At 60.7% G+C, this 22073-nt stretch carries 17 protein-coding genes and 4 pseudogenes; 14 read left to right on the top strand and 7 right to left on the bottom strand.

Annotated features, from left to right (window positions below; translation table 11 throughout):
* Nucleotides 1–12 precede the first annotated feature (12 nt).
* A pseudogene (locus KHO23_RS24685) lies at nucleotides 13–248 on the top strand (transposase); the annotation flags it as partial.
* Here the strand turns inward: KHO23_RS24685 and glcF are convergent.
* The 3 genes from glcF to KHO23_RS24670 are packed head-to-tail and all read right to left on the bottom strand — an operon-like array spanning nucleotide 169 to nucleotide 4023.
* Nucleotides 169–1407, bottom strand: coding sequence for a glycolate oxidase subunit GlcF (gene glcF / locus KHO23_RS24680; protein WP_211614001.1), 1239 nt, complete (start codon nucleotides 1405–1407; stop codon nucleotides 169–171). The pseudogene KHO23_RS24685 and the gene glcF overlap by 80 nt on opposite strands.
* Before the next feature lie 4 nt (nucleotides 1408–1411).
* Nucleotides 1412–2548: a glycolate oxidase subunit GlcE gene (gene glcE / locus KHO23_RS24675; protein WP_211614000.1), complete on the bottom strand. Its 1137-nt coding sequence runs from the start codon at nucleotides 2546–2548 to the stop codon at nucleotides 1412–1414.
* Entirely contained in the window at nucleotides 2548–4023 is a 1476-nt protein-coding gene (locus KHO23_RS24670) for an FAD-linked oxidase C-terminal domain-containing protein (protein WP_211614055.1), read from the bottom strand. Before KHO23_RS24670 ends, glcE begins: the two co-directional genes overlap by 1 nt.
* 168 nt (nucleotides 4024–4191) lie before the next feature.
* Here KHO23_RS24670 and KHO23_RS24665 point away from each other — a divergent pair, with 168 nt between their 5' ends.
* The 7 genes and pseudogenes from KHO23_RS24665 to KHO23_RS35150 form a co-directional block, all read left to right on the top strand.
* Entirely contained in the window at nucleotides 4192–4890 is a 699-nt protein-coding gene (locus KHO23_RS24665; RefSeq protein ID WP_211613999.1) for an alpha/beta fold hydrolase, read from the top strand.
* 18 nt (nucleotides 4891–4908) lie between these two features.
* Complete coding sequence (locus KHO23_RS24660; protein WP_211613998.1) at nucleotides 4909–6186, top strand: iron-containing alcohol dehydrogenase; 1278 nt, start codon at nucleotides 4909–4911, stop codon at nucleotides 6184–6186.
* A 47-nt stretch (nucleotides 6187–6233) separates the two neighbouring features.
* On the top strand, nucleotides 6234–7043 hold the full coding sequence (locus tag KHO23_RS24655; protein WP_211613997.1) for a sterol desaturase family protein: 810 nt from the start codon (nucleotides 6234–6236) through the stop codon (nucleotides 7041–7043).
* A gap of 175 nt (nucleotides 7044–7218) precedes the next feature.
* Nucleotides 7219–8601, top strand: coding sequence for an MFS transporter (locus KHO23_RS24650; protein WP_407946070.1), 1383 nt, complete (start codon nucleotides 7219–7221; stop codon nucleotides 8599–8601).
* Between the two features lie 82 nt (nucleotides 8602–8683).
* Nucleotides 8684–9433: a GntR family transcriptional regulator gene (locus KHO23_RS24645; protein WP_201129549.1), complete on the top strand. Its 750-nt coding sequence runs from the start codon at nucleotides 8684–8686 to the stop codon at nucleotides 9431–9433.
* A gap of 193 nt (nucleotides 9434–9626) precedes the next feature.
* Nucleotides 9627–9865 (top strand): annotated as a pseudogene (locus KHO23_RS24640) (IS5/IS1182 family transposase); the annotation flags it as partial.
* 354 nt (nucleotides 9866–10219) lie between these two features.
* Nucleotides 10220–11180 (top strand): annotated as a pseudogene (locus KHO23_RS35150) (ISKra4-like element ISBte1 family transposase); the annotation flags it as partial.
* 100 nt (nucleotides 11181–11280) lie between these two features.
* Here KHO23_RS35150 and KHO23_RS24625 read toward each other — a convergent pair.
* Entirely contained in the window at nucleotides 11281–12189 is a 909-nt protein-coding gene (locus tag KHO23_RS24625; protein WP_211613994.1) for a LysR family transcriptional regulator, read from the bottom strand.
* A gap of 86 nt (nucleotides 12190–12275) precedes the next feature.
* Between KHO23_RS24625 and KHO23_RS24620 the strand changes: the two genes are divergently transcribed.
* From KHO23_RS24620 to KHO23_RS24595, 6 genes and pseudogenes are all read left to right on the top strand, one after another.
* Entirely contained in the window at nucleotides 12276–13922 is a 1647-nt protein-coding gene (locus KHO23_RS24620; protein WP_211613993.1) for an ATP-dependent acyl-CoA ligase, read from the top strand.
* A gap of 112 nt (nucleotides 13923–14034) precedes the next feature.
* A pseudogene (locus KHO23_RS24615) lies at nucleotides 14035–15379 on the top strand (MFS transporter).
* 25 nt (nucleotides 15380–15404) lie between these two features.
* Nucleotides 15405–16583 (top strand): thiolase family protein, encoded by a 1179-nt coding sequence (locus tag KHO23_RS24610; protein ID WP_211613992.1) that lies wholly within the window; start codon nucleotides 15405–15407, stop codon nucleotides 16581–16583.
* The gene (locus KHO23_RS24605; protein ID WP_211613991.1) at nucleotides 16580–16882 is read left to right on the top strand and encodes a zinc ribbon domain-containing protein; all 303 of its coding nucleotides are present in this window, start codon (nucleotides 16580–16582) and stop codon (nucleotides 16880–16882) included. Before KHO23_RS24610 ends, KHO23_RS24605 begins: the two co-directional genes overlap by 4 nt.
* Nucleotides 16883–16949: 67 nt before the next feature.
* Nucleotides 16950–17666, top strand: a complete 717-nt coding sequence (locus KHO23_RS24600; RefSeq protein ID WP_211613990.1) for an SDR family oxidoreductase — start codon at nucleotides 16950–16952, stop codon at nucleotides 17664–17666.
* Nucleotides 17667–17717: 51 nt separating this feature from the next.
* Nucleotides 17718–18956, top strand: coding sequence for a dienelactone hydrolase family protein (locus KHO23_RS24595; RefSeq protein WP_211613988.1), 1239 nt, complete (start codon nucleotides 17718–17720; stop codon nucleotides 18954–18956).
* A 39-nt stretch (nucleotides 18957–18995) separates the two neighbouring features.
* On the opposite strand, the gene KHO23_RS24590 is transcribed toward KHO23_RS24595, so the two are convergent.
* The 3 genes from KHO23_RS24590 to KHO23_RS24580 all read right to left on the bottom strand — a co-directional run bounded on the left by KHO23_RS24590 (nucleotide 18996) and on the right by KHO23_RS24580 (nucleotide 22032).
* On the bottom strand, nucleotides 18996–19769 hold the full coding sequence (locus KHO23_RS24590; protein WP_211613986.1) for a maleate cis-trans isomerase family protein: 774 nt from the start codon (nucleotides 19767–19769) through the stop codon (nucleotides 18996–18998).
* 88 nt (nucleotides 19770–19857) lie between these two features.
* A complete protein-coding gene (locus tag KHO23_RS24585; RefSeq protein WP_211613984.1) occupies nucleotides 19858–21207 on the bottom strand; it encodes an MFS transporter in 1350 nt (449 codons plus the stop codon).
* Nucleotides 21208–21441: 234 nt separating this feature from the next.
* Entirely contained in the window at nucleotides 21442–22032 is a 591-nt protein-coding gene (locus KHO23_RS24580; RefSeq protein ID WP_211613982.1) for a TetR/AcrR family transcriptional regulator, read from the bottom strand.
* Nucleotides 22033–22073 lie beyond the last annotated feature (41 nt).

The following is a 22073-nucleotide window of genomic DNA, read 5'->3' as shown; positions in this document are numbered from 1 at the left end:
AGGAAAGAAGAGATGTTCAAGGTACTGCACCAGGTCTACACGGCAGAGTTCAAGGAAGCGGCCGGGCAACGAGTTAAGGACGGGCAAAGCGTAAGCGCTGTGGCCCGCGAACTGGGCATGTCGATGCAGACGCTGCGCAACTGGCTCAAAGCGTCGGAAACGGCAAGCTCAATGGCCCTGGGCTCGGGACAGCATGTCGTCAACCAATTCAATCCAATGCCGAACTGGAGTCTTCGACGCAGCTGCAAGATGGGAAATGCATCCGATGTTAGCCGAAACAATCAGTTCCGGTTCCGTCGCCTCGAGGGCAGCCACCTTGTTATTTCGTAATTCCGAAGCCAGGGCGGGTTGCGAGATGGAGTATGTCCCCGCGGAACCGCAGCAGAGATGGGCGTCGGAAGGAACGCGTACGTCGATATCAAGCGAGCGCAGCAGGCCTTCGACAACCCCCTTTATTTGCTGTCCGTGCTGCAGCGTGCAGGGCGGATGGAACGTAACATGGCGTCGTTCCGGTGAAGCGATCAAAGGCCGTAGTTTGTCGACATAGCCTGGAAGCAGTTCAGCGAGATCTTTGGTAAGCGCGACGATCCGGTTGGCTTTTTCAGCGTAGACCGGATCGTCACGCAACAGATGGCCGTATTCCTTCACCGTCGCCCCGCAGCCGGACGCATTCATGACGATTGCTTCAACGCCCTGTTCGACGTAAGGCCACCACGCGTCAATGTTTCTACGTATGTCGTCAAGCCCGGAATCCAAATTGGAAAGGTGTAGGCGTATGGCGCCGCAACAACCCGCACTTGCTGGCGCGATCAGTTCTATGCCAAGCGCGTCGAGCACGCGACGGGTCGCAACATTGATGTTCGGGGAGATCGCTGGTTGCACACAGCCCTCAAGAAAAAGCATTTTTCTTGCGTGATGTCCGATCGGCGTCGGTCGTGGAACCTGACCCACAGGCATCTTTGCCTGAAGGCTTGCACTCAGGAACGGTCGGGCAAGCCGACCAAGTTCCATGGCTGCAGAAAACAAGCGACGCTCAGGGACGAAGTGAGCGAGCGAGTAGCGCAGCACGCGCTCCTTCATTGGTCGCTCGACCTTCGTCTCGACGATACGCCGGCCGATGTCGAGCAGGCGGCTGTACTGGACACCCGATGGACACGTCGTTTCGCAGTTGCGGCATGTCAGACACCGGTCGAGGTGCAATTGGGTTTCTCTCGTAACCGGTTGCCCTTCGACCATCTGCTTGATCAGGTAGATGCGCCCTCTGGGTCCATCGAGCTCGTCTCCGAGTAACTGGTATGTGGGGCAGGTGGCCGTGCAGAAGCCGCAATGCACGCACTTCCCAATAATGGCCTGCGCATCGTCGCCGTCCTGTGTTCCAATCATGAAATCAGCCAGCTCGGTTTGCATACGATCACATCCCTACGAACATGCGTCCGTGGTTAAACACGCCCGCTGGATCAAAAGCGGTCTTAAGACGTTGGTGAATGCCTGTCAGGGGCGCGGACAACGCGGTGAAAACATCGATACCGCTCCTCGCGTATCGAAACTGTGTTGCATGACCTCCTGCGGCTACCGCATCTCGACGCAAGGAGTCGTCATCGTCCGCCGCAAAGAGCCAACGCTGGCTTCCGCCCCATTCGATGAGCTGGGAATCCGGGTCGCGAAGTAATGCAGGCACGGTCGTGGAAGGAACACAAAGCCGCCACAACGTGGCACCAATTGGAGACTTTTGGAAAAAGGCGGCGCTTTGCTCGCGTAGCGATTGCCAATACATTGCGGCCGCCTGATTTTGCATGGATTCACCGCCCAAAGCCGAGCACGCTGCGCGCACCGCCGCGGTGGCTCCCTCCAGACGAATAGTAAGCATTCCTTCGTGCCACGAACTCGCAGTGATTGGCAGAGGTTGACCGGCCCACTCGTTTAACTTGCGAACAGCGTCGCGTGCGCCCATCTCCTGTCTCAGCGTCGCGAATGCAGGAGGTATCGGCAGCACCTTGACCGAGATGTCCATCAACAAGCCCAATGTCCCCAACGATCCAGCCATCAGCCGGGCCACATCGTAGACCGCGACATTTTTCATGACCTGACCGCCGAACTGGAGAAATTCCCCTTGACCGGTGAGAATCGACGCACCCAGGAGGAAGTCACGCAAAGCCCCAACACTCATGCGTCGTGGTCCGGCAAGACCGGTTGCGATACAGCCGCCGAAGGTCGCGCCTGGTCCGAAATGAGGCGGTTCGAAGGCCAGCATCTGTTGACGTGCCGAGAGCAACTGTTCAATTTCGGCGAGTGGTGTGCCGCTTCTTGCGGTAATGACAAGCTCCGCCGGGTCATACGCGACAACACCACGATACGCACGGGTATCGAGCACTTCTCCAGTAGTGGCCGCGCCATACCAGTCTTTTGAGCCCCCGCCGCGGATGCATAGACGATGGCCGCGGGCATAAGCCTTTTCGATCCTCTCCCTGAACTGTTCCTGGACGCCTGCAACCGGGGCGTTAAGCGTCTCCGTCTTCGTGATCTTCACATCTGCGGTCACATCGTTCATCAAAACCTCGGAATCTCGGGGTGAGGCAACAGGCCACCGCGCACGTGCAGCCGGCCGTATTCCGCGCATCGGGCCCGGGTGGGGATGCCCTTATCCGGGTTAAGAAGCCGTTGCGGGTCGAAGGCGTGTTTGACGGCAAAAAACATATCGCGCTCGCCGTCGGAAAACTGGACGCACATTGAGTTGATTTTCTCCACGCCAATGCCATGCTCGCCCGTGACGGTGCCACCGAGTTCAACGCATGTTTCCAGAATGTCCGCGCCGAAATCCTCGGCGCGATGCCATTCATCGCGGTTATTGCCGTTGAACAAGATCAATGGATGCATGTTTCCGTCGCCCGCATGAAAGACGTTAATGCAACGCAGCTGGTAGCGCTTTTCCATCTCGCGGATGCGCAGCAGGAGCGGGCCGATTGCGCGGCGAGGGACCGTCCCGTCCATGCAGTAGTAATCAGGCGAAAGCCGCCCCGCGGCAGGAAATGCGTTCTTGCGTCCGGACCAGAAGCGAAGCCTTTCTGCTTCCGAGGTCGAAATTTCGATACGCGTAGCACCTTGCGCTTCGAGCAGCGTGGTGAGCCGTTCGATCTCCTCGGCGACTTCCTCTGGCGTTCCGTCCGACTCGCAAAGGAGGATCGCGGCCGCGCCCGTGTCATAGCCGGCATGCACGAACTCCTCTACAGCTTGCGCTGCGGCGCGATCGAGCATCTCAAGTCCTGCCGGGATGATCCCGCTTGCAATGATCGCCGCCACAGCCGCTCCCCCAACTTCGACATCATCGAAACTCGCCATCACGACTTGCGCGACTTTAGGTTTCGGGATCAAGCGGACGGTCACCTCGGTCACGATCGCGAACATGCCTTCGCTGCCAATCAGTACTGCCAGCAAATCGAGCCCCGGGGCGTCGGGAGCATGGGAACCGAATTCACAGATTTCGCCGTCCATCGTAACGGCGCGAACGCGCAATACGTTGTTGACGGTGAGGCCGTACTTCAAGCAATGCACCCCGCCGGAGTTCTCCGCGATGTTGCCGCCGATGGTGCACGCGATCTGCGATGACGGATCAGGTGCGTAATACAGCCCGTACGGTGACGCTGCTTCGGAAATCGCGAGATTGCGCACCCCGGGCTGCAGGGTGGCCGTGCGGGCGTAAGGATCGACATTAATGATCTTGCGCATGCGCGCAAGCGAGAGCACCACGCCTTCGCGGAGCGGCATGGCGCCGCCCGACAAGCCGGTGCCCGCGCCACGTGGCACTACCGGAATGCTGTGGTGCGCACACAGCCTGAGGACCGCCTGAACTTGCGCCTCCGACTCAGCCAGCACGACTCCCAGCGGTAACTGCCTGTACGCGGCAAGACCGTCGCATTCGTAAGGCGCGACATCCTCCTTGTCCGTCAACAAAGTGCAGCCAGGCAGCTCGCGTCTCAATTCCTGCGCAAACGCGTCGATGCGTCGAGCCCGCCGGCCAAGCGCCATTGATTCGCTGTCGTCCGGCGAAATACTTCTGTCAGGCAGATACCCTGGATCCGCTATCAATGAGGCCGTCCTGTAAGGAAAAGTGCTTGATAAACAAATGTCGCTTGACGCGCATCATCGACATCAGTCTAATATGTTAGCTGGATATAAGCAATATATGGAGTGGATATGGACGTTGCAGTGGTGGGAGAAGGCGCAGCGATTGTCGTGCCCGTGCATGGCATTCAGGGAACGCGATCTGTCTGGATGCCGGTCGCCCGGGAATTGCAAAAAGAGGCGATGTTCATATTGCCCAATCTGAGGGGCAGAGGCCAAGCTGCACGCGGCTTGTCGGCTGAAGACTACGGTCTCGGCGCATTCGCCGATGATCTTTCGGACGCGATCGATTCAGAAGTGCGGGGACGACCCTACTGGTTAGCGGGCTGGAGCATGGGTGTATCGGTTGCGCTTGAATACCTGTCGCGCTCAGCCATGCGGCCGCCGGAGGGTGTCATTCTGGTATCCGGAACGGCCGCGATACGCGAGGTCCGCTGGTTCAGGGCAGAGGACGAAGAGTCGCTGCTACGAGAGATTGCAGCGCGGGAACAGTGCCTTGAGTTGAAGGAGGCAGCAGACCACGACGCGGTCGCGTGGACCTGGCAGGCCATTCGATCGACTGATCAACGAGCCATTCTCGAACGGCTTGATCTCCCGGCGCTGATTCTGCACGGCTCCCAGGACACTGATTGTCCGAGTTCATGCGCGGATTCGCTCGCTCAACAAATCCACGGTGCTCAACGGCAGATGTTCATCGACGCCGGGCACACCTTGCCCGTCACACACGCCGACCTGGTCGCGAAAGCCATACGCCGCTTCGTTGACCATTAATTTTTCCACGGAGTTCATATGCGAACAGAAGACCTCATTCATTTTTGCCCGCCCGGAAGATTGATTATCGGTGCTGGCTCACGCGCGCAGCTTCCAGCCTTGGTCGCCCACCTTGGATACCACAAAGGCGTGCTCGTGACCGACAGGTTCTTTGTGAATTTCACCCCCTGGGTAGACGAGTACGTGAAATCCGCTTCCCTGCTCGGAATCGAAACGATCGTATTCGACGGAGGCGAGCCAGACCCCACCACCACACTCTGCGACAGCGCCACGCAGTTGGTGCGGGAAGCGTTGAAGGGCGCAGCGCCCGATCACGTCATCGCGCTGGGTGGCGGGAGCAACATCGACCTCGCGAAGGCGCTCTGTATCACCCTGCCATCCGGAAGACCGGTGCGGGACTTTGTCGGTGGCCTGAGCTCGGCGGACAAGCCGATTCCATTGATCGCGCTTCCTACGACCGCTGGTACCGGTTCGGAAGTGACTCCCGGTGCGATTTTGCTCGATCCGAACAACGCCACCAAAGTGGCCGTCATGGACAACTCGCTGCGTCCGCACATTGCCCTCATCGACCCCGAGTTCACGTACACCTGTCCACCGCGCGTGACCGCAGATGCGGGGATCGATGCCTTGACGCATGCGATCGAGTCATATCTGACGCTGGACTCCGCGCAATACGATCGAAACGGTCATCCTGATCCTGGATACAGCGGTCGCTCGTCACTGACCATGCTGTTCGCGCGCGAGGCCATCTCGCTGTGTGCGCGATTCCTGACACGTTGCTATGACCACGGCGATGACGTCGAAGCACGCACCGGCATGTGTTACGCGAGCATCTACGCCGCCTTGTCCTATGGAAGTGCCGGCCTGAATGCCGTGCACGGCATTGCTTACGCAGTTGCCGGCCTGACGCACCGCTCGCACGGCACCACGAATGCGGTGATCCTCCCGTACGCGATGGAAGCGCTTAGTCCGCATCGCTTAGTGGAGATGGCAGAGATCGCGCAGATCTTCGGTATCTCCGGCGAAAACCCCGAGGACACGTCGGGCGAGTTATGTGAGTTTTTACGCGACCTTGTCGCCGACCTCGGAATCCCTACAAACCTCAGAGACCTTGGAGTCGGAGAGGGCTCACTCGATTCGCTGACCCGCGACGGGCTCGCCGTGACGCGTCTTGCGAAGTCATTTCCAGTGCCCGATGTCGCCCAGGCGTACAGCCGGATTGTGCGAAACGCCTATCACGGCGATCTAGGGAAATTCCCTAGAAAAGCAGCTGATAAACTACTTGATCCAATCTAATATTCACCTAACATATTAGTACCGGCTAACGCAACAGGAGACAAATCATGATGACCGAGCGACAGCGGCAATTCCGTGAGAACTACAAGGCAAATATCAGTCCGATGTACAACGGGCTGCTGCACATTTCGGTAATGTATTTGACCGGCGCTGCGGCGATCTACTACTGCTTGTCGCATCTGAACGCAGCGCGGTGGGAATGGCTTCTCGTTATTCCGATCTTTCTTGCAGGCAACTTTGTCGAATGGGGCATGCATCGCTTCGTGATGCATCGTCGCATTGACGTTTTTGCCCTGCGGGCGATCTACGAGCGGCACACTCGTGAGCATCACCAGTACTTCTCGGACATTGAACCGACGATTGATACGACGCGCGAGTTTCGCATCGTGTTTTTCCCGTGGCGCGTCCTGATCACGCTTGGCGTTGGAGGAACGATCCTGGGTTTCGCGGCTTCCCGCCTGATTGACCTGAACGCGGGATACATCGCCTTTCTGACCATGGTCGCGCAGTATCTGGTGTATGAGACGTTCCACTACTGCTGCCACGTTCACGAGAACTGGTTCGTCCGGAACATGCCGTTTATCAATACGATCCGCCGCCACCATACCGCGCACCACAATATGGGGATCATGATGAAGTACAACATGAACCTCACCTTTCCCATTGCTGATTGGGTGCTGGGCTCAAGCGACTTGCGCCGCGGTTTCCTCGGGACGCTTTTCAATGGATATAGCGACAAACACGTCAAGGAAGAGCTGCGGCCAGTGATTGCCAAATTCAGGAACGACCACTCACGTGTGACACTCGACGGTCCGGATCTCTCCGAAAAAGAACGTCAAGTCATGACAGCAATTTGAATAAGCGGCCCCAGTAAGCGCATTCGTTTCCAGGGCCGCTTGTAGTACCTGCATCAACTGCTGAATGACCCTCGCTCGATAATGCACGATTGGAAGCTGATGGTCCAACGTATAAGTATAACGAATCAATAGATTCCACAAAACCTGCTCGACAGGCTGGAGAGAGACAATGGAAATGCATAACCCTGCCGTAGTCAACGTGAGAGACGGCGTAGCCGCGCGGCTGGAAAGGTTGCCCCTCACGCAATATCAGAAGTTGATTTTCACTGTTATTGCGACCGCGTGGCTGTTTGATTCAATGGATCTCGGCATCATGACGTTCGTGCTGGGCTCGATCAAAGCGGAGTTCGGCCTGAGTGCGACACAGGCCGGGATGCTCGCCAGTTCCAGCTTCCTTGGCATGCTGATCGGCGCGGCGATCGCGGGTATGCTGGCGGACCGGTTCGGGCGCAAGCCGGTGTTCCAGGTCAGCATGATATTTTGGGGAGTAGGGAGTCTGCTGTGTGGCTTCGCACCAAGCGTTGGATGGCTGATGGTGTTCCGGGTACTGCTTGGATTCGGAATGGGAATGGAGTTTCCCATCGGTCTGTCGATTGTCTCGGAAATTGTCCCGGCCAAAAATCGCGGCAGGTATCTCGCCGTCCTCGAAGGGTTCTGGCCGATCGGGTTCATCACAGCAGGCATTGCCACTTATTTCCTGCTGCCCATGATTGGCTGGCGAGGCATCTTCATCGCGCTTGCCGTACCGGCGGTCTTCGTCTTCGTTGTCCGGCGTTATGTGCCGGAATCGCCGCGTTGGCTGGAAAGCGCGGGCCGGGTGGTGGAGGCCGATTCGGTGGTTGCGGGCATCGAGGCGAGTGTGAGGAAATGCTTGCGCGGAAGGGATCTGCCGCCTGTTGCGCCCGTGTCGGCTGCAACTGTCTCCGAAATTCCCCGTGCGGCACGATTCGTACAACTATGGACCGACGGATATGCACGCCGCACCATCATGACGTGGTCCCTGTGGTTTTTTGCGCTCCTCGGGTACTACGGCCTGACAACGTGGCTAGGCGCGCTGCTCCAGAGTGCCGGCTATGAAGTGACCAAGTCCGTGTTCTATACGATCATCATTTCCCTCGCAGGCATTCCTGGATTCATGTTTGCCGCGTGGCTTCTGGAGGCGTGGGGCCGCAAACCGACGTGTGCGCTTACGTTATTAGGCAGCGCGGCGTTTGCGTATCTGTACGGGCAGGCGGCGGCCACGCATGCGCCATTGATTCAGTTGATCGGCGCCGGCCTATGCATGCAGTTCTTCTTTTTCGGAATGTGGTCGGTGCTTTACGCCTACACACCGGAACTGTATCCAACGCGCATTCGGGCGACCGGATCTGGCTTTGCATCTTCGATCGGGCGCCTTGGCTCATTGCTGGGTCCGTCCATCGTTGGAATGGTCTTGCCTTATACGGGCCAATCAGGTGTTTTCACCCTCGGGGCAATATCTTTCGTGATCGCGGCAGCCGTCGTGGTGATCCTGGGCGTGGAGACCAAGGGGTGGCCACTCGAGGCTCTTTCGCAATAGCCGCATGCTCGCCACGCAAGAACACTGCGAAGCAACTGCTATACAATGCGGATATCTGATGAACGCATCTGCAGGTGTACCCATGGCTGAACAAATCGTTACCCGAAAGGCCGCCGCTCAACCAAAAACGCTGCGTGCGCGTTCGTCGACGCCCGCACGCGCGCCGAAAGCGGGCAACAAGCGGCCCGGTGCCAAAGAGAGCTTGACCGAACAGGCTTATGCACAGATCGAGGAGGCCATCGTAACGCTGCAGCTCGCGCCGGGCTCTACGGTCTCCGAGCTCTCGCTCAGTGAAATGACGGGCATCGGTCGCACGCCAATTCGAGAGGCGATTCAGCGCCTGGCACGGGAACACCTGATCGTGATCATGCCCCAGCGCGGCCTGCTGGTTCCCGAGATAGACGTGAAAAAGCAGCTCAAGCTGCTCAGAACGCGCCGGGAGGTCGAGCGCCTGATTTGCCGAAGCGCCGCCAAGAGCGCCACGCCTCCGGAGCGCGAGGTTTTCGCGCAATTGGCGGAGGAGTTCGAGGAAGCGTCGAAGACAAATGATGACGTCAGCTTCGTGCGGCTCGATCGCGAATTCAATGAGCTATGCCTGATCGCCGCGCGAAATGAATTCGCCGAGGCTGCCATGCGCCTGATGCACGGCCTGGCTAGACGGTTCTGGTATGTGCATTACAGGGAAGCGGCCGATCTTCCCGAGATGGCACGTCTTCATGGCGCGGTTGCCAAGGCGATCGCCGAAGGCAACGTCGATGCGGCCGGGGACACACTCGACGCCTTGCTCGACAACATCGAAGCATTTACCCGCGCGACACTCGTAGGGTTTTGAAAGTTGGGTTTCCTCAACCTCGTTTTGTCAATCTGGGAGCTGTCTCATATCCGCAGACTGTCAGTACGCGACCGTATGTCGGTACGTTCCGATGCTTCGCTCCCTAGCAGGCTGCGGAAACACCTCCCTGCCAAGTCACCCGAAGTGACAAGTGCAAGCGTTGTTAATAGCGAACCCACAACTGTGAGAAGCGATGCGCGGCGCCGATCCCTTTACCGAGAACTTTTATTCACCTTGCTTAAGCTGGAGGACTTTGTTCCAGCCGATCACCCGTTGCGCTCGATTCGCAAGATGGCCAACGCGGCGCTGGCCAAGATGGATCGCTAGTTTGCCGGGATGTACGAGGCTGAGATCAAAGGTGGGCGCCCCGGCATTGCCCCGGAGAAGCTGCTGCGCGCGATGCTGTTGCAAGTGCTCTATAGCGTTCGCTCGCCGGAAAACACACGCCGCAGTTTAGTGGCAGATTTAAGGCCGCCGTTCACAACTGTTCCACTGCACCTCAAACCCCTAGCTTTATCGAAACGGTGAAGGTCGGCGGCGCCGTGGTGTATCGCGTGAATACGCGCGTCGCATGGCAAGGTGTGCGGGGCGCCCGCTTCGCACATTTCAGACGAGACTAGCCGGAAAAAATTCGCAAATCAACGAGCAACTGTCGGAACCTCCTAGCGCGCGGCTGGCCGCGAAATCCAAACAGCAAATACTTGATTTACATAGACAAAATATTCGGGGCAGTCCGCTAACCCTTGTCGCGCTTAGATCACGCTACCGTCGTAATCTGCAAGGAAATTACGCGGACGCCAGGAAGTGTTACCGCTCGGGCATGTGCTGGCGGCCACCATGTCGCCACACTGGGCCACCGCCTCGAGAACACGGACGCCGAAGCGATCGCGGTTGAGCAACGGCGACACATCGATCCCGGTGCCGGCCGGTGCGATATTCCTCGACGCAGCTCAGTGCGCGCCGTCGGCATCGACGGCGGCGACATTCGACTCGCCGGGCACAGTAGCCGCCTTGAGGGCTGGTTCGAAGTCATTGTCGGTAAATCATTGCGAGACGACTGTCGGGGGCATAGCTTCGCGTACGTTCACAAGCTCGGGGACAACCCGGCCGATCGTATGCGGGCTTTTCTTGCGCGCGATCAGCCGGTCACTTTCCTCTCCGATGGCGGCGACACCGTGCGCCGCGCCCAGATTGACCTTGGCGATTGTGGCGAGCGTGTGCTCGACTGGTTTCACGTCGCCATGCGGGTACAGAATCTCGAACAGATGATCAAGGGGCTCCCGGAACGCGACGATAGGCCTTGCGCCGACGCACTGATCAATACGCTGCATCGGGCCAAATGGGACCTCTGGCACGGCTGCCCTTACCCGGCACTAAGCCGGCACTAAGCCGGCTTGAAAGCCTGGGTTGGGAACTCGACACGAATTGCAGTCCCGAGGAAGCCAGACTGCTCGCCAGACTTGAGGAGTTCATCGGCTACCTTGAAAACAACCAGAACTTTATCGTGAACTACGGGGACCGCTGCCGTCACGGCGAGCCGATCACATCGAACTTCGTCGAGTCGGCGGTCAACCAGGTGGTCAGCAAGCGTTTTGTGAAGCGGCGGCAGATGGCGTGGAGACCGGCTCATGCGCATGGCCTTCCGCAGGTGAGGACCGCCGTTCTGAATGAGCAGTTGCGTTCATACTTCGAGCGATGGTATCCGGCGCTCGCGGCCAACAATAGCGCTCACCATATCGCGACGTAGGGCCCTCGCTTTGGCGCGCTCTCCGATTAGGATTTCCACATCACGCGATGTTATGCGACCGCCTCGACAACTGTGACAATTCCCCCGTGCGTAGGCGCTTCTAATCCAGATGTAAGGTTTCGACAAGCATCTCACGAAACCAGCGGTTGCCCTCGTCGGCGTCGAACGAAGGATGCCAATACACGGTGGATGCAATGTGCGGCAGTTCCACCGGCACCGGATAAATCAGAAATTGCCCCGATTCGTTGAACACGCGCGCCACCCCGCGTGGCAGCGTCACCATCCAGTCGGTGCGTAGAAGGATTTGCGGAATCACCGTGAAATGCGGCACGCGCAAAGCAATGCGCCGATGAAGGCCGCGCGTGCGCAATGCATCGTCAATCTCCACGTGGCTGCTGTCGCTCGACGCCACGGTCACGTGCGATAACTCGAGAAACTTCTTCTCCGACAGACGCTGCGCCGGCAGCCCCGGCCGCTTGCGCGTCATGCACGCGTATTCCTCGTGAAAGAGGAGCGCGGAACTCGTCACCCGCTTTAGGGCGGACATATTTCCAATCGCAAAGTCGAGCTGTCCCAGCCGCAGTCTTTCCTCGATCGCCGGAAGCGGCACCTGCTCTGCCGCGATGCGGACCAGCGGCGCCACGCGCTGCAACTTCTCGCAGATGAGCGGGAGAAACACCTGGGCTCCGATATCGGACATCGATAGCCGGAATTCGCGCGAGCTCGCAGCGGGATCGAACCGTTCGCTATGGCCCAGCGTTTCCCGGATCGACCCGATTGCGCGGCCGAGCGGCACAGCCAGTTGTTCCGCCTTCGGAGTCGGCAGCATGCCCTCAGTTGATCTGATGAATAGCGGATCGTCGAACAGGGACCGCAGACGCCCCAGCCCGTAGCTGACCGCCGGCTGCGACAGCCCGAGCTGCTGCCCGGCGCGTGTCAGGCTGCGCTCCACGAAGATCACGAGGAAGACGCGCAAGAGGTTCAGATCGACCTTATCGAAATCAGTCATATTTATCAGTGTAGAGAAATTGATTAATTTGACGGATAGTCTACCCGATCCTAGACTCGCCTCACGCACATCAGAGACACGAGCAAATGGGATCCACGGAGACAATCGTCGAGCACTGCAACAGCGAGGCGCACAAGCTCGTCGCCAATCGCACATTGCCGGCCTTGCTGGCCTCGCGCGCGGCCCGAAACGGCGGTGCGCCGCTCTTCTCGGATCGTACGACGACATGGACGGGCGCCGACGCCGTCGGGATCGCCGCGCGTCGCGCCGGCGCCCTGGCCGCGCAAGGCGTCAAGCGTGGCGATCACGTCGCACTGCTGTGCGGCAACCGCACCGAATTCATGGAGATCGTGCTGGGCTGCGGATGGCTCGGCGCGGTCGTGGTCCCAATCAATACCGCATCGCGCGGCCTGCAACTGGAACATATTCTGCGCAACTGCGGCGCGCGCCTGCTCGTCGCCGAAACGCAGTTGGTCCATGCCGTTCTCTCACTCGATGCGCGAGGCCTTCGTCCGCAAACCATCTGGCTGATAGGCGAAGCGGGCGATGCCGAAGCCGAGGCGCAAGAGACGGCAGGCGCCGCAGGCTACACGGCGGTCCCACTGCCGCCTGCAGGCGAGCCGCTCGACGCGGCCGTGCTCGCGGATGGTGACCCGTTCGCCGTGCTCTACACCTCGGGCACGTCGGGCCTCTCGAAGGGTGTGGTCTGTCCGCATGCGCAGTTCTACTGGTGGGGCAAGAACACGGCGCGCGATCTCGGCGTCGTGGCCGGTGATGTGCTGTACACCTGCCTGCCGCTCTTTCACACGAATGCGCTCAACAGCTTCTTTCAGGCATTGATTCACGACGCCATGCTCGTCGCCGACCGGCGCTTCTCCGCAAGCGGCTTTTTCGACGCGCTGGTCGAAACCCGCGCGACGGTGACCTTTGTGCTCGGCGCGATGGTGCCGATCCAGCTGGGCCGTCCGGTCGCGGGGAACGAGCGCGAGCACCGCGTGCGCATCGCGCTTGCGCCGGGCGTGCCTGGGCATTTCCAGCAAGACTTTACGTCGCGCTGCGGCATCGGCTTGATCGACGGCTACGGTTCAACGGAGACCAACTGCGTGATCAGCAGTGTCATCGGCGAGCACCGGCCTGGCTATATGGGCAAGCTATCCGCGGGCTTCGACGCGCGCGTCGTCGACGAACACGACCAGCCGGTGCCCGATGGCGAGGCTGGTGAGCTGATCCTGCGCGCCGACGAACCGTTCGCTTTCGCAAGCGGCTATCTCGGCATGGCCGAGAAGACGGTCGAGGCGTGGCGCAACCTGTGGTTTCACACCGGCGATCGCGTCGTGCGTGAAGCCGACGGCTATTACCGTTTCGTCGACCGGCAGAAGGACGCGATCCGGCGGCGCGGCGAGAACGTCTCTTCGTTCGAAGTTGAGCAGGTTCTGTTGAGCCACCCGGCAGTCGAAACAGCGGCAGTCTTCGCGGTGAAATCCTCGCTTGCCGAAGACGAAGTGATGGCCGCGCTCGTGTTGCGCACTGGTGAAACGCTCGCGCCACTCGAGCTGATTCGCTACTGCGAACCCCGTCTGCCATATTTCGCCGTGCCGCGTTATCTCGACTTCGCGCAGGAGCTGCCGAAGACGGAGAACGGCAAGATCCAGAAATTCAAGTTGCGCGAGCAAGGCGTCACGCGGGCGACCTGGGACCTCGACGCGTCGGGATACCGGCTCAAGCGTTCATGAGTTCATGACGTAACCCTCATTCCGTCGCCCCGAACGCCCTTGGCGCGAGCATGGCACGGCAGACGCATCAGCAACGTCGAGTGCATCTCCGGATGCACACCAGGAGCTCAAGATGGCAAGCACGCGAACGTTTTCTGCCGCAAGCACACAGCGGGAGCACATCAGCGAACCGCCGGCCGGTCCGCTCGACAACCGGTCGCTGCGGCGCGTCGTTTTCGCCTCGGTCGTGGGCAACGCGCTCGAATGGTATGACTTCTTCCTGTATAGCACGGCCGCTGCGCTCGTATTCGGCGCACTGTTCTTTCCGACGGGCACCGATCCGCTCGTCGGCACGCTGGCCGCGTTCGCCGGCTTCGCGGTCGGTTTCGCCGCACGGCCGTTCGGAGGCGTGCTGTTCGGCCACATCGGCGATCGCTACGGCCGCAAGGGCGCGCTTGTGTGGACGCTGTCGATCATGGGCGGCGCGACGTTCCTGATCGGCTTGCTGCCGACCTACGCGCATGTCGGCGTGTGGGCGCCGGTCATGCTGCTCGTTCTGCGTCTCCTGCAAGGCATCGCCGCCGGCGGCGAATGGGGCGGCGGCGTGTTGATGATCAGCGAGTCCGCACCGCCGGAAAAGCGTGGCTACTACACGGCGTGGAGCCAGATCGGCGTGGGCGGCGGCTTCGTGTTGTCGGCGGCGGTATTTTTCCTTGTACAGATGCTGCCGAAAGACGCGTTCATGAGCTGGGGATGGCGTGTTCCGTTCCTGCTGTCGATCGGCATCTTCGGCGTGGGCGTCTATGTTCGCTCGCGGTTGCCGGAGAGCGTCGAATTCACGAAGACCGCGGCGGCCGGCAAGAAAGCGCGCTTGCCCGTGCTCGACGTCATCTGCAAGCATCCGCGCGAGATTCTGATGGCGATGGGCTTGCGGGTCGCGGAAAACGGCGGCTCGTACATAGTGATCGCGTTCTCGCTGGTGTACGGCAAGTTCGTCGGCGTGCCGAATCAGATCATGCTGGCAGGCCTGATCGTGTCGATGCTCGTCGAGCTCTGCACGATGCTGATGTGGGGCCGCCTGTCCAATCGCATCGGCCGTAAGCCCGTGTACATGATCGGCGCGGTGGGCCTCGTGGTGATCGCGTTTCCGTTTTTCTGGCTGCTCGGCACCAAGGTGCCCGCGCTCGTCTGGCTCGCATTCCTGCTGGGTAACGCTGTTTGCCACGGCGCGATGATCGGCACGCAGCCGAGCCTCATGGGCGAACTGTTCAGTACCGAGGTGCGTTACTCAGGCCTCGCACTCGGGGCACGAGATCGCTTCGGTGTTCGCGGGCGGACTGTCGCCGCTCATTGCGACCGCGTTGCTCGCGCACTATCACGCGGCCTGGCCGGTGGCTGTGCTGCTGATGACGATGGGCATGGTCACCGTGATCACGCTGCTGTTCACGCACGAGACGGTGGTGCGGCGTGAGCATTGATTCCGACGATGCAAGGACTTCCCTCATGCCATCCAGCCACTTCCCCGACGTGCTCCATGATGTGCTGCTGACGGCGGCCGTCGAGGTGCCGTACCGCCGTCAGCCGACGGCGGCGTCCACCGGAGATCTGCTTGCGCAAGCGTTCGGCGCGGCGCTCGCCGAGTCGGGTTTGTCGGCGAAGGACGTGGACGGGCTCGGCGTGGCGTCCTTCACGCTCGCGCCCGATCACGCCATCGACGTCGCGTGGCGCCGCGGCCTCAGCCCGCGCTGGTGCATGGACGATTGCCACGGCGGCGCGAGCGCGATCAACCTGCTTCAGCACGCGATCCGCGCGATTCAGCACGGCGACGCGAAGGTCATCGCGCTGGTGTCCGGCGACCGTTTCGAACCGGCGGACTTCAAGCAACTGGTCGAGCATTACAACCTGACGACACGCAACTTGCTGCGTCCGCTGGAGAACGGCGGCCCGAACAGTCTGTTCGCCATGCTCACGCAGCGTCATGCGAAACGGCACGGCCTGACGCGCCGCGATTACGGCGCGCTGTGCGTCGCGCAACGCGGCTGGGCCGCGCAGAACCCGCAGGCGGTCTATCGCACGCCGCTGACGATCGACGCGTATCTCGACGCGCCGATGGTCGCCGAGCCGCTTGGCCGCTTCGATTGCGTGCCGGTCGTGAGCGGTGCGAATGCCGTGATCCTCGCGCGCGCCGATCTGGTGCGCCACACGGTGAACGTGCGCGTGCGCGCGCTGCAATGTCTGTACAATCCCGACCATCAGTCGGGCGACGGCCAGCAGACCTCGCTCGCGGCGATTGCCGGCGATCTCTGGCGCGAAGCCGGGCTCACGCCGGACGACATGGACCTGGTATCCGTCTACGACGACTACCCCGTGATGGTTCTCGCGCAACTTGCCGATCTCGGCTTTGCTCCGGACGGCGATCTGCGCGCGTTGATCGCGCGCATCGGCTTGCGCGAGCTTGCCGTCAACACATCCGGCGGCCAGTTGTCCGCGGGACAGGCGGGCGCCGCGGGCGGCATGCACGGCCTCGTCGAGGCGATCACGCAGTTGCGCGGCGCGGCGGGCGAGCGTCAGGTGCGCGACGCGCAACGTGCGGTCGTGAGCGGCTACGGCATGGTCCAGTATCGCTACGGCATGTGCGCGAATGCGGTGGTGCTCGAGCGAGATCGGCGAGGTACACAATGATATTCCACGTATTCCAGTGCAAGCAGTGTGGAACGGCGCTGTTCCCCGCGCGCTATGGCTGCCCCGCATGCGGCGGCGCCGAATGGGTCGAGCGCGCGGTGGAGGGCGGCTTCGTCGCCGAGTCGACCGTTGTGCGTCATCGCGTCGGCGCGGAGGGCGGTCACGATGTGCATCTTGCGAGCGTGGTGACGAGCGCGGGGCCCATTGTGATCGCGCGACTCGATCGCGCGATGCGATCGGGCGACGCGGTGCGTCTCGACATCGACGATGCGGGCCGCATTCTCGCTCACGGCATTTGATGGGCGCATTCGGCGGATCGTGGCGCAGTGGCACAGCTCCAGGCAGGCTGAACATTCGGAGGCAAGTATGCAGGTTGAAGGCTGTGTCGCGTTCGTGACAGGCGCCAATCGCGGTGTCGGTGCGAGCTTCGTGGCGAAGTTGCTGCAAGAGGGCGCGCGCAAGGTTTACGCGGGCGCGCGGGATGTTCGGGCTCCCGCGTATCGCGATCCTCGTGTCGTGCCGGTCGATCTCGATATTACGAACCCGCAGCAGGTGGCGCGGGCGGCAGCCCTCGCAAGCGATGTGAATCTGCTCGTGAACAACGCGGGCATCAATCGGCTCGAGCCCCTGCTTGCCGCGAATGATCGCGACGCGGCGCGCGCCGAGATGGAGGTCAATTACTTCGGCACGCTAGACATGATCCGGGCGTTTGCGCCGTCGTTGCAACGCGAGGGCGGCGCGATCGTCAATGTGTCGTCGATTCTCGCGCGGGTCGCGTTGCCGTCGATGGCATCGCTGTGCGCGTCGAAGGCGGCCGCGCTGCGCATGACCGAAGGCGCGCGGGCCGAGCTCGCGCCGCACGGCGTGCGCGTGCTGTCGATTCTTCCCGGTCCGATCGATACCGACATGAGCCGCGATTTTCCCCCGCCGAAACTCCCGGCCGCGGAGGTCGTCGACGCAGCGCTTGCGGCGCTCGCGAATGGCGTCGATGAAGTCTACGTCGGCGCGATGGCGCAACAGCTTGCGGCCGGCCTGGCGGCGGACCGGCAGGCGGTGCAGAAGAGTCTCGCAGGCGTCGCGTGAACGGTTCGGAAGCCACAACTCAAGCTATTCAGAAACGAAAGGGAAAGCATCATGAGCGGCGAGTTCATTCAGATCAATGCAGATAACGGGGCGGCGTTTTCCGCTTATCTTGCGAAGCCCAAACAGGGCTCGGGGCCCGGCCTCGTCCTGTTGCAGGAAATTTTCGGCATCAATGGATACATGAAGTCCATGGCCGACCGCTTCGCGGAAGAAGGCTATGTGGTGCTTGTGCCGGATCTGTTCTGGCGAATGAAGCCGCGTGTCGAACTGGGCTATGGCGAAGACGACTTTGCCGCGGCGCTCGGCTACGACGAACGGCTCGACCTGACGCTCGCGGTTCAGGACGTGGCGTCGACCATCAAGGCGCTGCGTGCGCTCCCGCAACAGGCCGGCAAGGTCGGTGCGCTCGGATACTGTCTCGGCGGCAAGCTGGCGCTGATCGCCGCTGCGCGAACTGATATCGACTGCGCGGTGAGCTACTACGGCGTGGGTCTGGAAGCGTTCTTGCATGAGGTGCCGTCGATTCAATGTCCGATGGTGTTCCACTTTGCGGGCAATGATGCGCTGTGCCCGCCGGCGACGCGCGAGAAGATCCAGGCCGCGCTGCGCGCGAATCCGCGAATTGAGCAGTATGTCTATGCCGGTTGCGATCACGCGTTCGCCACGCCGGAGCGCGAGCATTTCGACAAGCCAGCCGCGATGATGGCCTATTCGCGCACGCTAGCGATGCTGCGCAAGGTGCTTGGGCCTATCTACGATCTGAATGAGTTGTGGGAGTTGCACTGCTACTATGAGTTCGCTAGGCGCGATGTCGACGCCGTGTTGCCCACGATGATTGCTGAGCCATACGTCAATCACGTTCCGACGATGACGGGCGGCGTTGGCCACGATCAACTCAAGCGCTTTTACAAATACCATTTCGTCCACGCCAACCCCGACGATACGCGGCTCATTCCGATTTCACGCACCATCGGCGCGGATCGCCTCGTCGACGAGTTTGTTTTTTGTGCGACTCACGATCGCGAAATCGACTGGCTGTTACCGGGTCTTGCGCCGACGGGCAAGTACATCGAAATTCCGATGCTAGCCGTCGTTCATTTTCGCGGGGACAAGCTTTACAACGAGCACATCTATTGGGATCAAGCGTCGGTGCTGGTGCAGATCGGCGTGCTCGATCCAGCCGGGTTGCCGATTGCCGGAATCCAAACCGCGAAGAAGTTGATCGACGAAAGCTTGCCAAGCAATACGCTGATGCGCAACTGGGCCAGCAGCGAAGGCAAGCCGGTCTGAAGCGCGGCGCGTGGCCGGCTTCAGCCGGCTCAGCGCGCCTTACCGCAGTGGCGATACTTCTTGCAAAGTCGTGGCGCGCGCCTCGGGCAGGGCCGGTTCGCGGGCGAGGGTCTTCGCGAGAAGCGAGCCGTAGCGCGTGGGCCGCTCGACAATTCCGAACCGGCACAGGCAATGCCAAAGCAAAGCGGCATTGCTCGTGACGACGGGAACCCCGACCTCGTTTTCAAGCGTCTCGATCACCGGGCTGACTTGAATACCCGCACAACTTATCAATAAGGCGTCAAAGCCGCCTGCAATTCCTGCCGCAAGATGGAGCCAGGATTCCGGCGTGATAGCCGCCTGCTCCAAAGGCGTCTGGCATGGCAGGCTTGCATGGTCAACGACGTCGATCCCATGTCCGCGCAGAAAGCCTATTTCCGTCAGTACGACCTCTTGCCGATAGGGTGTCAGCAGCGCAATTCTTGAAGCCGACAGTGCTTCCAAAGCCGCGAGTACCGCATCGATCGTCGTCACGGCGGCAATGCCCGTCGCGTCTGTGATTCGCCGCCTGATTGCCTCGGGACCATTGACCACACCAGCCGCCGTGCAATTCAACGCGATCAGATCGACTTTCGCGTCGGCGAGCAATCCTGCATGGTATTCAAGGTTGTCGATGATCTTCGTGTCGGATTCGAGTGACGTATCGCGGAACGGCAAGCGCGTTGTCACGAACTGCACGCCCTCGGGCGCCATCAACTGAACCTCGAAGTCGCAGAGTCCTCCAGACGGATAGAGATGACCGATCCGGGCCAGGGTGCCCAAGCCGATGCTCATCGTTTTGTCTCCGTGGTCTGTTTTGTGGAAAGAGCGCGGCGCGTCAATGCCGAGTGCCGCGCGATCTGCACGCGCTTTGCAAATCCATTCAGCCTTCCAGCGAAACGCTCGACGAGTCGACACGCGCCGTCCGTGACTGCGGGTCGCCGGTCAACGCAATCGCCAGCGCGGCAACGAGTGCGGAGGCGGCAAACGCGTAGAAATTCCATTGGACTTCGATGTTGTGCGCGGCGAGATAGGCGCCGACCATCGGACCGCTCATCGCGCCGAAACGTCCAATGCCAACGGCCCATCCTGTCGCGCTCGCACGCGCATGTGCGCGGTAGAAGTTGGCGATGAAGCCCAGCTGAACCATCGCGACGCCAATGCTACCGAAGCCGGCGAGTGCGACGAGCGCATAGTTGAAGACGAGGCTTCCCTTGAGGGTGAGACCGCACACCGCGAGCGCACCGATGATATAGCCCGCAACGATGGTCTTGCGCGCGCCCAGGCGGTCGCTAATCTGACCGATGAGGATGCCGCCCAACGCGGACGACAGCATGAACACCGCGAGAAACGACAGGCTCGAACCGAGGTCATAACCGAGCTTGCGCATGAGTTGCGGCAGCCACGTGCCCAAGCCGTAGATCACCAGCACGGCGGCAACCTGCGCAACCCACAGACAAACCGTGGCCCAGAAATTCTGCGGCGAGAACACTTCGCGGAACACGGCGCCAAGCGAGGGTTTTGGTGCCGCGCTGCGGCTTGCACGTTGAAAGACGGACGAATCGATACCCAGGCGTTGGGCCAAAGTCTTCGCCTGAGTTTCTCGGCCCTTCGCAAGCAGAAAGTCGAGTGATTCAGGCAGAAGCCACACGAGAAGAGGAAGCGCTAGCAGCGGACTCGCCCCTAGCGCAACGACGAAGCGCCATCCGTGCGATTGCACAAAGAAAATACCGATGACCGCGGATAGCAGCGCACCGAGCGAGTAGCCCGAGTACATCAGCGCAAAATTCAGATTGCGCTTGGCAGACGGCGAATATTCGACGGTCAGCGCCGCCGCCGCTGAAATGACCCCGCCAAGGCCGAGCCCGCCAATGAAGCGGCTGACGGAGAACACGAACGGCGTCGGCGCCCACGCTGCGCCGAGCATCGATAACGAGAAGAGGGCGACACAACTGATCAGCAGCAGTTTTCTGCCAACCAGGTCGCTGATCACGCTGATGAAATACGACCCGAACAAGGTACCGAACAGGGCGGCACTACCCATGGCGCCGATTTCCATCGGGGTGAGCTTCCAGACCGGGTCGCTCAGCAGGGACGGGACGATCGTTCCCATCACGCCGATGTCGTAGCCCTCGGCGACGATCGTCAGGAAACACAGAACCAGGACCAGATAGGTAGTTCTAGACGGCGGGTTGAACGAACGTAATTGCGCGCTTTCGGAGATTGCGGCCATGCCAGCACCTCAGGCAAATAGTAACGCCATTGATTGCCCGGCCATCCGATTGTCCGGCAGGTTCGGCCCGCGCTGCAGCGCTGATTCAGTGTGCGCTGCAGCGAGGTCTCAGGCCTTGAACAATCCGAGGATCAGGGAGTCCGGCCGCTGAAATCAGCAGCCTAAATACAGAATGACATTCTTTTTTGCGTGCTGTCAAAGTTTTCAAAATTCCGCTTCGTTGCGGATGAACCGCTAGTGCGCTTCCGGCTCCTGCTCGCCTAGCAGCAGGTCGGCCATCATGGCCGAGATCTGGTCGATGTCGCGATCGTCGCCGATCCGGTGATTGATGACGAAGCCATCGAACGCCATCCAGATGAGGTGGGACAGCAAGTCGCCGTGCACCACGCCCGCCCGTTCCCGCGGAAGCGAGTCGAGCAAAAGCTGTGTGACGAACGCCTCGACAGGTTGCAGCAGATTGACTGGCTTGCGCAGGTCCGCGGGCGCGGTCGCCAGCGCGTCGATGAGCGAGTTGGCAAACGCATGATCGGCTGCCGGAATATCCGCCCAGATTCCACTGATGATACGGCGAATCTTGCTGCGCGGATTCGACAGCAGCATCACCTCGGTGCGCACCGCGTGCAGTTGCCGCGTCAACCACGGCTGATAGATCTCATACAGGATGATCAGTTTCGAATCGAAGTACACATACAGGTTCGCCACGGTGGTCCCCGCCTCGCGCGCGATCTCGGTCATGGTGGTCGCCGAATAGCCCTTGCGGCTGAACGCCGCGAACGCCGACGCCAGAATTGCCTCGCGAATTCCTGCTTTTTTTACCTGCGGCACCGCGCCTCCCTCGGTAGGTGATTCAACTGATTGACCCGCCA

Source organism: Paraburkholderia haematera, assembly GCF_905220975.1.
GTDB lineage: Bacteria > Pseudomonadota > Gammaproteobacteria > Burkholderiales > Burkholderiaceae > Paraburkholderia > Paraburkholderia haematera.
Note: the sequence above shows the minus strand (reverse complement) of the source record. Positions and strands in the feature narration are given on the sequence as shown.

Coding starts and splice junctions, on each gene's coding strand:
- KHO23_RS24605 (WP_211613991.1), top strand. CDS start 16,580: ATGATATTCCACGTATTCCAGTGCAAGCAGTGTGGAACGGCGCTGTTC.
- glcF (WP_211614001.1), bottom strand. CDS start 1,407: ATGCAAACCGAGCTGGCTGATTTCATGATTGGAACACAGGACGGCGAC.
- KHO23_RS24620 (WP_211613993.1), top strand. CDS start 12,276: ATGGGATCCACGGAGACAATCGTCGAGCACTGCAACAGCGAGGCGCAC.
- KHO23_RS24670 (WP_211614055.1), bottom strand. CDS start 4,023: ATGGCGCTTGGCCGGCGGGCTCGACGCATCGACGCGTTTGCGCAGGAA.
- KHO23_RS24610 (WP_211613992.1), top strand. CDS start 15,405: ATGCCATCCAGCCACTTCCCCGACGTGCTCCATGATGTGCTGCTGACG.
- KHO23_RS24650 (WP_407946070.1), top strand. CDS start 7,219: ATGCATAACCCTGCCGTAGTCAACGTGAGAGACGGCGTAGCCGCGCGG.
- KHO23_RS24660 (WP_211613998.1), top strand. CDS start 4,909: ATGCGAACAGAAGACCTCATTCATTTTTGCCCGCCCGGAAGATTGATT.
- KHO23_RS24595 (WP_211613988.1), top strand. CDS start 17,718: ATGAGCGGCGAGTTCATTCAGATCAATGCAGATAACGGGGCGGCGTTT.
- KHO23_RS24600 (WP_211613990.1), top strand. CDS start 16,950: ATGCAGGTTGAAGGCTGTGTCGCGTTCGTGACAGGCGCCAATCGCGGT.
- KHO23_RS24655 (WP_211613997.1), top strand. CDS start 6,234: ATGATGACCGAGCGACAGCGGCAATTCCGTGAGAACTACAAGGCAAAT.
- KHO23_RS24590 (WP_211613986.1), bottom strand. CDS start 19,769: ATGAGCATCGGCTTGGGCACCCTGGCCCGGATCGGTCATCTCTATCCG.
- KHO23_RS24625 (WP_211613994.1), bottom strand. CDS start 12,189: ATGACTGATTTCGATAAGGTCGATCTGAACCTCTTGCGCGTCTTCCTC.
- KHO23_RS24665 (WP_211613999.1), top strand. CDS start 4,192: ATGGACGTTGCAGTGGTGGGAGAAGGCGCAGCGATTGTCGTGCCCGTG.
- KHO23_RS24585 (WP_211613984.1), bottom strand. CDS start 21,207: ATGGCCGCAATCTCCGAAAGCGCGCAATTACGTTCGTTCAACCCGCCG.
- KHO23_RS24645 (WP_201129549.1), top strand. CDS start 8,684: ATGGCTGAACAAATCGTTACCCGAAAGGCCGCCGCTCAACCAAAAACG.
- glcE (WP_211614000.1), bottom strand. CDS start 2,548: ATGAACGATGTGACCGCAGATGTGAAGATCACGAAGACGGAGACGCTT.